This window comes from Pseudomonas sp. CFBP 8758, assembly GCF_014841725.1.
Classification (GTDB): Bacteria; Pseudomonadota; Gammaproteobacteria; order Pseudomonadales; family Pseudomonadaceae; genus Aquipseudomonas; species Aquipseudomonas baltica.
The window spans coordinates 268,356-278,608 of sequence record NZ_JACYUK010000004.1; the positions used below are offsets into that span (position 1 = coordinate 268,356).

At 62.6% G+C, this 10,253-nt stretch carries 8 protein-coding genes and 4 tRNA genes; 5 read left to right on the top strand and 7 right to left on the bottom strand.

The features are described 5' to 3' along the window. Positions 1 to 270: 270 nt before the first annotated feature. Positions 271 to 1,572 carry an NAD(P)/FAD-dependent oxidoreductase gene (locus IFT75_RS10635; RefSeq protein ID WP_122795377.1) on the top strand — a complete coding sequence of 434 codons (1,302 nt, stop codon included), beginning with the start codon at positions 271 to 273 and terminating at the stop codon, positions 1,570 to 1,572. Positions 1,573 to 1,824: 252 nt separating this feature from the next. Here IFT75_RS10635 and IFT75_RS10640 read toward each other — a convergent pair. From IFT75_RS10640 to clpB, 5 genes are all read right to left on the bottom strand, one after another. Further along, positions 1,825 to 1,901 (bottom strand) — tRNA-Pro (locus IFT75_RS10640). A 97-nt stretch (positions 1,902 to 1,998) separates the two neighbouring features. Continuing rightward, positions 1,999 to 2,074 (bottom strand) — tRNA-Lys (locus IFT75_RS10645). 5 nt (positions 2,075 to 2,079) lie between these two features. After that, positions 2,080 to 2,156 (bottom strand) — tRNA-Pro (locus IFT75_RS10650). Between the two features lie 10 nt (positions 2,157 to 2,166). After that, positions 2,167 to 2,242, bottom strand: a tRNA-Asn gene (locus IFT75_RS10655). A 394-nt stretch (positions 2,243 to 2,636) separates the two neighbouring features. Next, on the bottom strand, positions 2,637 to 5,201 hold the full coding sequence (gene clpB, locus IFT75_RS10660; RefSeq protein ID WP_122795378.1) for an ATP-dependent chaperone ClpB: 2,565 nt from the start codon (positions 5,199 to 5,201) through the stop codon (positions 2,637 to 2,639). Here clpB and IFT75_RS21500 point away from each other — a divergent pair. Then, entirely contained in the window at positions 5,200 to 5,325 is a 126-nt protein-coding gene (locus IFT75_RS21500; protein ID WP_274603814.1) for a hypothetical protein, read from the top strand. The two genes, clpB and IFT75_RS21500, sit on opposite strands and share 2 nt — an antisense overlap. 127 nt (positions 5,326 to 5,452) lie before the next feature. On the opposite strand, the gene pgeF is transcribed toward IFT75_RS21500, so the two are convergent. Beyond that, positions 5,453 to 6,190: a peptidoglycan editing factor PgeF gene (gene pgeF, locus IFT75_RS10665; RefSeq protein ID WP_192054748.1), complete on the bottom strand. Its 738-nt coding sequence runs from the start codon at positions 6,188 to 6,190 to the stop codon at positions 5,453 to 5,455. Continuing rightward, on the bottom strand, positions 6,187 to 7,149 hold the full coding sequence (gene rluD / locus IFT75_RS10670; RefSeq protein ID WP_122475306.1) for a 23S rRNA pseudouridine(1911/1915/1917) synthase RluD: 963 nt from the start codon (positions 7,147 to 7,149) through the stop codon (positions 6,187 to 6,189). The genes pgeF and rluD overlap by 4 nt, the downstream gene beginning before the upstream one ends. A 150-nt stretch (positions 7,150 to 7,299) precedes the next feature. On the opposite strand from rluD, the gene IFT75_RS10675 reads away from it, so the two are divergent. The 3 genes from IFT75_RS10675 to IFT75_RS10685 all read left to right on the top strand — a co-directional run bounded on the left by IFT75_RS10675 (position 7,300) and on the right by IFT75_RS10685 (position 10,253). Beyond that, positions 7,300 to 8,322: an outer membrane protein assembly factor BamD gene (locus tag IFT75_RS10675; protein ID WP_185795218.1), complete on the top strand. Its 1,023-nt coding sequence runs from the start codon at positions 7,300 to 7,302 to the stop codon at positions 8,320 to 8,322. 112 nt (positions 8,323 to 8,434) lie between these two features. Then, positions 8,435 to 8,668, top strand: a complete 234-nt coding sequence (locus IFT75_RS10680; RefSeq protein ID WP_122475309.1) for a PP0621 family protein — start codon at positions 8,435 to 8,437, stop codon at positions 8,666 to 8,668. Further along, positions 8,658 to 10,253 (top strand): sensor histidine kinase, encoded by a 1,596-nt coding sequence (locus IFT75_RS10685; RefSeq protein WP_446731066.1) that lies wholly within the window; start codon positions 8,658 to 8,660, stop codon positions 10,251 to 10,253. Before IFT75_RS10680 ends, IFT75_RS10685 begins: the two co-directional genes overlap by 11 nt.

A 10,253-nucleotide genomic window follows, 5' to 3' on the forward strand; every position in this document is an offset into this window, starting at 1 on the left:
CCGCACCGCCTGTCAGGAACCCTGTAGCCTTGCCAGCGTCTGAAACGTCTACCTGTTCAGGGTCGCCTGCCCTGCCACGTGACACTCGCCCATTGATCGGCGGTCACTCGTGCGCGCCTCGGTTGCAAGTCGAGCACCTGCTCCTTGCCCTGGGGACAGCCGTAGCAGGGCTTGTCGATCCATCTGTTCGAAGGTGTGGAGCTCTGAGCTGCCTTGCGCTCGCCCGCCCCTCGCAGACACCCGAATTCGTTAACCTTATGAGAGCTTTCCATGACACATCGCATCGTTATTGTCGGCGGCGGCGCCGGCGGCCTGGAACTGGCCACCAGCCTGGGCAAGACCCTGGGCAAGCGCGGTACGGCCAGCGTCACGCTGGTGGACGCCAACCTGACCCATATCTGGAAACCACTGCTGCATGAAGTGGCCGCCGGCTCCCTGAATTCGTCTGAAGACGAGCTCAACTATGTGGCTCAGGCCAAGTGGAATCATTTCGAGTTTCAGCTTGGCCGCATGAGCGGTCTGGATCGCGCGGCCAAGCAGATCCAATTGAGCGCCACCCTCGATCCGGAAACCGGCCTGGAGCTGGTCCCGGCGCGCAGCATCGGCTATGACACCCTGGTGATTGCGGTAGGCAGCACCACCAACGACTTCGGCACCCAGGGGGCGGCGGAGCACTGCCTGTTCCTCGACACTCGCAAGCAGGCCGAGCGTTTCCACCAGCAACTGCTCAATCACTACCTGCGCGCCCATGCCGGGCACGACGAGAGTCGCGCGCAGATCAGCGTCGCCATCGTTGGCGCCGGTGCTACCGGTGTCGAGCTGGCAGCCGAGTTGCACAACGCGGCAAAAGAACTGGCGGCTTACGGCTTGGGCCGCATCGCGCCGGAGAACATGCGCATCACCTTGATCGAAGCCGGCCCACGGGTGCTGCCGGCGCTGCCCGAGCGCATCGGCCAGCCGGTGCACCAGACCTTGGAGAAGCTCGGTGTGACGGTCTTGACCAATGCCGCGGTGAGCGAGGTGACTGCCGAAAGCCTGCTGACCAGCAGCGGCCAGGTGATTCCGGCCAGTTTGAAGGTGTGGGCAGCCGGTATTCGTGCGCCTGGCTTCCTCAAGGAGATTGATGGCCTGGAAACCAACCGCATCAATCAGTTGGTGGTACGCCCTACCCTGCAGTCCACCCGTGACGATGACATCTTTGCCTTCGGTGACTGTGCGGCGTGCCCGCAGCCGGGCACCGACCGCAACGTGCCACCGCGCGCGCAGGCAGCTCATCAGCAGGCCTCGTTGCTGGCCAAGTCGCTGAAGCTGCGCATCGAAGGCAAGGCGTTGCCGGAGTACACCTACAAGGATTACGGCTCGCTGATTTCCCTCTCGCACTTTTCGGCGGTGGGCAACCTGATGGGCAACCTGACCGGCAGCGTCATGCTGGAAGGCTGGTTGGCGCGGATGTTCTACGTGTCGCTGTACCGGATGCACCAGGCGGCGCTGTATGGTCTGTTCCGCACCGGCATGCTGATGCTGGGCAGCCGTATCGGACGAGGCACGGAGCCGCGATTGAAGCTGCATTGACCCATCGTTGCCTGCAATCCCCGTAGCAGCGGCGCGAGCCGCGTCATTGGCGATGCGGTGTGCCTGGTACACCGCGGTGAGGCCGGACGTGGCTCGCGCCGCTGCTACAGGGGTACGCGCAGGCCGCGTTACCGGCTACGTGGTGTGTCTGATACAACGGGTGCTGCCGGACGCGGCTTGCGCCGCTGCTACAGGGGCGGAATGGAAGGCAAAAAAAAAGGCGCCCATGACAGGCGCCTTTTTTCATGAATATGGTCGGGGTAAGGGGATTCGAACTCCTGACATCCTGCTCCCAAAGCAGGCGCGCTACCGGACTGCGCTATACCCCGGTACAAAAAAGGCACCCGGAAGGCGCCTTTTCTGCTGCCCACCGGTGTTAATCGGTGGGGCTTTTTAAGATTCGATCCAGCGAACCGGAATCAAAAATGGTGGGTCGTGTGGGATTCGAACCTACGACCAATTGGTTAAAAGCCAACTGCTCTACCAACTGAGCTAACGACCCAAATATGGTCGGGGTAAGGGGATTCGAACTCCTGACATCCTGCTCCCAAAGCAGGCGCGCTACCGGACTGCGCTATACCCCGATATGAAATTTGGCTCCGTGACCAGGACTCGAACCTGGGACCCAATGATTAACAGTCATTTGCTCTACCGACTGAGCTATCACGGAACTATCAATTTCAGTACATCTACAACCGCTGCAGCTTCAAGCCTGTATCACTACCGCCTTGAACTCTTCGACCCGTTCGCATCGCTGCGTTCATGTCTCTGAGGCGCGCTATTCTACAATTTTCAAAACCTCTGTCAACCCTTTAAATTGCTTTCAAGACACTGATTTGCAACTTTTTTTCAGAACCGGTGAAGCCAGTGGCTCTGCGGGATGACGTACAGCGGGGCGCACTTTACAAGCCTTGAAACGAAAATGCAACGGTAAATCAATGGGGTGGGTTAGTGAGGGCCTCTTCGCGGGCAGAGGGCTTGCCGCCCGCCCCGCTCCCACTAAAGCCTGAGTACCTGTGGGAGCGGGCTCTGCCCGCGAAAAGGCCCTCACTGCCACTCATCACTCAAGCAAACACAATCTCATCATCCACCACCGACGCCTGCACCGATGTCCCTGGCAGGAATTTGCCCGAGAGAATCAGCTGTGCCAGCGGGTTCTCGATCCAGCGCTGAATCGCACGCTTCAACGGACGCGCGCCATACACCGGGTCGTAGCCCACCGCGATCAGCTTATCCAGCGCCTCGTCGCTCAGCTCCAGGCTCAGATCGCGCTCGGCCAGACGGCTGCGCAAGCGGGCCAGCTGGATCTGCGTGATCCCGGCGATCTGGTCGCGCGCCAGCGGCTCGAAGATCACCACCTCGTCGATCCGATTGACGAACTCGGGCCGGAAATGGCTGGTGACCGCATCCATGACCGCCGCGCGCTGCGCCTCGCGGTCGCCGACCAGCTCCTGGATGCGCGCCGACCCCAGGTTCGAAGTCATGACGATCACGGTGTTGCGGAAGTCCACGGTACGTCCGTGGCTGTCGGTCAGACGGCCATCTTCCAGCACTTGCAACAGCACGTTGAACACGTCCGGGTGAGCCTTTTCGACTTCATCGAGCAGCAACACCGAGTACGGTTTGCGACGCACCGCTTCGGTCAGGTAGCCGCCCTCTTCATAGCCAACGTAGCCGGGTGGCGCACCGATCAGGCGAGCGACCGAATGCTTCTCCATGAACTCGGACATGTCGATGCGCACCATCGCTTCTTCGGTATCGAAGAGAAACTCGGCCAGCGCCTTGCACAGCTCAGTCTTGCCCACACCGGTCGGGCCGAGGAACATGAACGAGCCGCTGGGCCGGTTGGGATCGGACAATCCGGCACGCGAGCGCCGCACTGCGTTGGACACCGCCACCACGGCCTCTTCCTGGCCGATCACGCGCTGGTGCAGCAGGCTTTCCATCTTCAGCAGCTTGTCGCGCTCGCCTTCGAGCATCTTCGACACGGGAATCCCCGTCCACTTGGAAACCACCTCGGCGATTTCTTCCTCGGTCACCTTGCTGCGCAGCAACTGGTTCTCGCTTTTGCCGTGCTGGTCGACCATCTGCAGGCTGCGTTCCAGATCGGGGATGACCCCGTACTGCAACTCGGCCATACGGCTCAAATCCCCGCGCCGACGCGCTGCTTCCAGTTCTTGACGCGATTGTTCGATCTTCTGCTGAATCTGCGCCGACCCCTGCACTTCGGCTTTTTCCGAGGTCCAGATCTCTTCCAGGTCGGCGTATTCGCGCTCCAGTCGGTTGATTTCCTCGGTCAGTTTTTCCAGACGCTTGATCGCGGCTTCGTCATCCTCTTTCTTCAGGGCCTGGGACTCCACCTTGAGCTGGATCAGACGGCGCTCCAGGCGGTCGAGCACTTCGGGCTTGGAGTCGATCTCCATGCGGATGCGGCTGGCCGCCTCGTCGATCAGGTCGATGGCCTTGTCGGGCAACTGGCGGTCAGTGATATAGCGATGGCTGAGCTTGGCTGCCGCGATGATCGCGCCGTCAGTGATGGCCACCTTGTGGTGAACCTCGTAGCGCTCCTTGAGGCCACGCAGGATGGCGATGGTGTCTTCCTCGCTCGGCTCCTCGACCAGCACCTTCTGGAAGCGCCGCTCCAGGGCGGCATCCTTCTCGATGTACTGGCGGTACTCGTTGAGCGTGGTGGCACCTACGCAGTGCAGCTCGCCACGGGCCAGTGCCGGCTTGAGCATATTGCCCGCATCCATCGAGCCTTCGCCTTTGCCGGCGCCGACCATGGTGTGCAGTTCGTCGATGAACAGAATGATCTGCCCTTCCTGCTTGGACAGCTCATTGAGCAGCGACTTCAGGCGCTCCTCGAACTCGCCGCGAAACTTGGCGCCGGCGATCAGCGCGCCCATGTCCAGGCTGAGCAGGCGTTTGCCGCGCAAGCCATCGGGGACTTCGCCATTGATGATGCGCTGGGCCAGGCCTTCGGCGATGGCAGTCTTGCCTACACCGGGCTCACCGATCAGTACCGGGTTGTTCTTGGTGCGGCGCTGCAGCACCTGGATGGTCCGACGGATTTCGTCGTCACGGCCGATCACCGGGTCGAGCTTGCCTTCCTCGGCGCGCTTGGTCAGGTCGACGGTGTATTTTTCCAGGGCCTTGCGCGACTCCTCGGCGTTGGGGTCGTTGACCGCCTCGCCACCGCGCAGGTTGCTGATGGCATTTTCCAGCGCTTTCTTGCTGACGCCCTGGCCCAACAGCAGCTTGCCCAGCTTGCTGTTGTCATCCATGGCCGCCAGCAGTACCAGTTCGCTGGAGATGAACTGATCACCCTTCTGCTGCGCCAGCCGGTCGGCCTGGTTGAGCAGGCGCGCCAGGTCCTGGGACATGTTGACGTCGCCGGTCGGGTTCTGGATTTTCGGCAGCTGGTCGAGCTCTTTGCTCAGTGCCTTGCGCAGGCTGTTGACGTCGAAGCCCACCTGCATGAGCAACGGACGGATCGAACCGCCCTGCTGGTCGAGCTGCGCCTGCATCAGATGCGCCGGTTCGATGGCCGGATGGTCCATGCCAACGGCCAGGGATTGTGCGTCGGATAACGCGAGTTGAAGCTTGCTGGTCAAACGGTCTATACGCATGAGTCACCTTCCTGAAAAAGGGCAGGCCGGAGCGATGGATACACCTGATGAAGAAAACCTGCCGGGGATGACAGTTAGATGGGGGGTGTTGGTGAAGATTCAAGGTTGGGGGTTGCAGATCTAGATAGGTTGTGTCAGTGCCGGCCTCTTCGCGGGCAGAGCCCCGCTCCCACAAATGCAGATTGATGGCCTCTCAGCGAGGCCAGTGTGGGAGCCGGGCTCTGCCCGCGAAGGGGCCATCGGCTGCGAAGCTAGGGTTCCAGCCACACCAGTGAAGCGAATCGCCCGGTGACCGACGCGCGACGATAGGAAAAGAACCGCTCATCTTCCACGGTACACATCCCCCCGCCATACACCGCCGTCACCCCCACCGCAGCGAGGCGAATCCGCGCCAAGGCATAGATATCAGCCAGGAACTTGCCAGGCGCAGCACCTGGCACGAATGCCTCACCCGCTTGCGGGTGGGTGACCATGAACGCCTCACGCACCTCGGCGCCGACCTCGAACCGACGCGGACCGATGGCTGGCCCCAGCCAGGCCATCAGTTGCCCGGGCGGTTCCTGGAAACCATCGACAGTGGCTTCCAGCACCCCGGCCGCCAACCCGCGCCACCCGGCGTGGGCCGCTGCCACGCGGGTACCTGCCCGATTGCAGAACAACGCAGGCAGGCAATCGGCAGTCATGGCGGTGCAGGCAATGCCGGGGGTGGTGGTCCAGCTCGCATCCGCCTCGAGCACGCGGCTCGGGTCGGCCTCGACCACACGGATCCCATGCACCTGGTTCAGCCAGGCCGGCAGGATGCCGAAGTGGGCAGTCAGACGCAGGCGGTTCTGCACCACGCACTGTGGATCGTCGCCCACATGCGCGCCCAGGTTCAAACTGGCATACGGCGCCGGGCTGACGCCGCCTTCACGGGTGGTCACGCAGGCCCTCACCGACGCCGGAGCCGGCCAGTCGGGAAACAGCAGGCCCTGCGCGAACGTGGTCACCCGATGAAGGCCTCACGATCCTGCTTGAGCAGCGACAGCAGCCAGACGAAGTCGTCGGGCAAGGGCGATTCCCAGCCCATGCGCTCACCGGTCGTCGGATGATCCAGCTCGAGGAAGCGCGCATGCAGGGCCTGGCGCGGGAAGGTTTTCAGCGCGTCGACCATGGTGGCGCTGGCCGCAGGCGGAATGCGGAAGCGGCCGCCGTAGGCCGGATCGCCCACCAACGGAAAGTTGATGTGCGACATATGCACACGGATCTGGTGGGTCCGACCGGTTTCCAGCTTGACCCGCACATGGGTGTGGGAGCGGAAACGCTCGAGCACGCGATAATGGCTGACGGCTTGCTTGCCGCCCTCCATCACCGCCATGCGCTGGCGCTGCTGGCCGTGCCGACCGATCGGCGCGTTGATCTTGCCGCCTGCGGTAACCACTCCGATCACGATGCATTCATAGATGCGGCTGACCGAGCGGCTCTGCAGTTGGGTCACCAGCTGCGTCTGCGCCTGAATGGTCTTGGCCACCACCATCAGACCGGTGGTGTCCTTGTCCAGGCGGTGGACGATGCCGGCACGCGGCACGTTGATGATGTCCGGCACGTGGTGCAGCAGTGCGTTGAGCAGCGTGCCGTCGGCGTGGCCGGCGGCCGGATGGACCACCAGGCCGGCCGGCTTGTTGATGACAAGGATCTGGTCGTCTTCGTAGACGATGTCCAGATCGATGTCCTGGGCCACCCATTCACCTTGGGCTTCCTGTTCGGCATTGAGCTCGAGCAGGGCACCGCCATGCACGGTATCGCGCGGGCGCAGCACGCCCCCGTCCACGGTCAGGCGGCCCTCTTTTATCCAGGCGGAAAGGCGCGAGCGCGAGTGCTCAGCGAATAATTGGGCGGCGACTTGGTCGAGGCGTTGTCCGCCCAAATCGGACGGTACCTCTGCGCGAAGTTGTATGATCTCGGACATGCTCGGACTAGGCGGCGGCACAGCCTTTGGTTTCGGCTGCACGCTTGTGGTTAAATACGGCGTCTTTTGCCCCGGTGGTTCCACGGGGTGCTCATCATAACAGGACGGCCACGCCCGAGACAGCGGCCGTTTATAGGGACGCTAGCCGCCATGCAAGTGAAACACCTGCTGCTGATCGCCATCCTCGGATTCACCGCGGCCTGTTCTTCGACCAAGGAAGTGGTCGATGAAAACCTCAGCGAAGTCGAGCTGTACCAGCAGGCGCAGGCCGACCTGGACAACAATAGCTACACCAGTGCTACGGCCAAGCTCAAGGCGCTGGAGTCGCGTTATCCGTTCGGCCGCTATGCCGACCAGGCGCAGCTCGAGCTGATCTACGCCAACTACAAGAACTCCGAGCCGGAAGCGGCGAAGTCGGCTGCCGAGCGTTTCATTCGCCTGCACCCGCAGCACCCGAACGTCGACTACGCCTATTACCTCAAGGGCCTGACCTCGTTCGACCAGGACCGTGGCCTGGTGGCGCGCTTCCTGCCGCTGGACATGACCAAGCGTGACCCGGGTGCTGCCCGCGACTCCTACAACGAGTTCGCCCAGCTCACCAGCCGCTACCCCAACAGCCGCTACGCGCCCGATGCCAAGCAGCGCATGATCTACCTGCGCAACCTGCTGGCGTCCTACGAGATCCACGTGGCTGACTACTACCTGACCCGTCAGGCCTACGTCGCTGCTGCCAACCGTGGCCGCTACGTGGTGGAAAACTTCCAGGAAACGCCGTCCGTCGGCGACGGCCTGGCGGTGATGACCGAAGCCTACATGCGTCTGCACCTGGACGACCTGGCCGCGACCAGCCTCGACACCCTGAAAACCAACTACCCGGATCACCCGAGCCTGGAAGACGGCAAGTTCGTGCCCCAGCAGGACGAAGCGGACAACCGCTCGTGGATCTCCAAGGCCACCCTGGGCTGGATCGGCAACAACACCGACCCGCTGCCGCCGGGCGAAACCCGCGCCAACCAGGATGTGCAGCGTCAGTATCAGGAAGCGCGCGACGCCATTCCGAAAGAACTGCTGCCACCTGAAGACGGCGGCACCGCCGACCAGCAGCAGCCAAACGCCGAAGAAGGCAAGAGCCGTTCGTGGTTCAGCTACGCCACCTTCGGTCTGTTCGACTGAAGCTGGGTTGCATTGAAAAAAGGGGCCTCATGGCCCCTTTTTTTTCGCCGCTTGCTCCGCATCGGGTGCGCTCCTACACTGCGCCATCTCCCCTGGCAAAGCTGACCATCCCATGATTCGCCTGATTTTCTGGATCGCCGTCGTGTTCGCCGCCATTTGGCTGTGGCGCAAATTCAAGAACCCGGCGCGCGCGCCTCGCCAGGATGACAAGCCGGCATCGCTGAGCATGGTTCGATGCGCCCAGTGCGGCGTGCATCTGCCAGAAGACAGCGCGCTGCGCCGCGACAGCCACTGGTATTGCAGCAAGCCGCACCTGGAGCAAGGGCCCGGCAACGGTGCCCGCTGAAGCGCAGTTTCTCGGCGGCGCCCAGGCGCAGCGGATGCTGCGCCTGTACCACCTCTACCGCTTGACTATCGGCCTGTCGCTGGTCCTGCTGATTTCCAGCAACATGGACAACCGCCTGCTGGAAGTGGCCGATGGCGAACTGTTTCGCGCCGGCAGCTGGCTGTACCTGATCCTCAACATCTTGGTCGTGGTGCTGATGGGCAACCCGCGTCGGGTCTTGCCGGTGTTCAGCCTGGCCACTGCCGACGTGATCATGCTCGCGGGCCTGTTCTACGCCGGCGGCGGTACACCCAGCGGTATCGGCAACCTGATGATCGCCTCGGTGGCCATGGGCAATCTGCTGCTGCGCAACCGCCTGGGCCTGTTGATCGCCGCGCTGGCCACCATCGGCATCATCTACCTGACGTTCTACCTGAGCATCTCGCGCCCCACTGCCGCCAACGACTACCTGCAGGCCAGCACCCTGGGTGTGCTCTGCTTCGCCGTGTGGTTCGTGGTTCAAGGCCTCAGTCGCCTGTTGCGCACCAGTGAGAACCTGGCCGAGCAGCGCGCCAGTGACGTCACCAGCCTGGAAGCCCTGAACGCGCTGATTCTGCAGCGCATGCGCACCGGCATCCTGGTGCTGGACACCGAACTGCGGGTGCAGCTGGCCAACCAGGGCGCCTTGGGGCTTTTTGGCCGCATGACACTCAATGGTGAGCTGATCGCCGTCCACTCACCCGACCTGATCGAACGGTTGCTGCAGTGGCAGACCAACCCTGCCCTGCGCGTGAAAAGCCTCAAGTTCTCCCCTACCGGGCCGTCGATCCAGGCCAGCTTCATTGCCCTGCGTCGCGGCGGTGAACAGCAGCAGACCCTGGTGTTTCTCGAAGACCTGTCGCAGATCGCGCAGCAGGCCCAGCAACTCAAGCTGGCCGCGCTCGGCCGACTTACGGCCAGCATCGCCCACGAGATCCGCAACCCGCTGGGCGCCATCAGCCATGCCGGGCAATTGCTGCAGGAATCCGAAGCCCTGCCGGTAGCCGACCGGCGTCTGACGCAGATCATTCAGGATCAATGCAAGCGCATGAACCTGATCATCGAGAACGTGCTGCAGCTGTCGCGCCGGCGCCCCAGCGCACCGCATCCGCTGGACCTCAAGGCGTGGCTGGAAAACTTCGTCAGTGACTTTCGCACCACCGCGCGCCCGGGCCAGCAACTGCACATGTACGTCAGCGACGGCACCCTGGAAACCCGCATGGATGCCAACCAGCTGACCCAGGTATTGAACAATCTGGTGGAAAACGGCCTGCGCTACAGCGCCCAGCAACAGGGTCGCGCGCAGGTCTGGTTGAATCTTTTCGTGGAGCCGACCGACGGCCTGCCGATCCTCGAGGTGCTGGACGATGGTCCGGGCTTTGCCGCCGATCAGTTGCAGCACATGTTCGAGCCTTTCTTCACCACCGAAAGCAACGGCACCGGGCTGGGCCTGTATATTTCCCGCGAGCTGTGCGAAAGCAACCAGGCCCACCTAGACTACAGAGCACGTGAAAAAGGGGGCAGCTGCATGCGCATCACCTTCGCCCACCCGCGCAAACAGGGATGA

Coding starts and splice junctions, on each gene's coding strand:
- IFT75_RS10675 (WP_185795218.1), top strand. CDS start 7,300: ATGCAAGTGAAACACCTGCTGCTGATCGCCATCCTCGGATTCACCGCG.
- IFT75_RS10635 (WP_122795377.1), top strand. CDS start 271: ATGACACATCGCATCGTTATTGTCGGCGGCGGCGCCGGCGGCCTGGAA.
- clpB (WP_122795378.1), bottom strand. CDS start 5,201: ATGCGTATAGACCGTTTGACCAGCAAGCTTCAACTCGCGTTATCCGAC.
- IFT75_RS21500 (WP_274603814.1), top strand. CDS start 5,200: ATGAGTCACCTTCCTGAAAAAGGGCAGGCCGGAGCGATGGATACACCT.
- IFT75_RS10680 (WP_122475309.1), top strand. CDS start 8,435: ATGATTCGCCTGATTTTCTGGATCGCCGTCGTGTTCGCCGCCATTTGG.
- rluD (WP_122475306.1), bottom strand. CDS start 7,149: ATGTCCGAGATCATACAACTTCGCGCAGAGGTACCGTCCGATTTGGGC.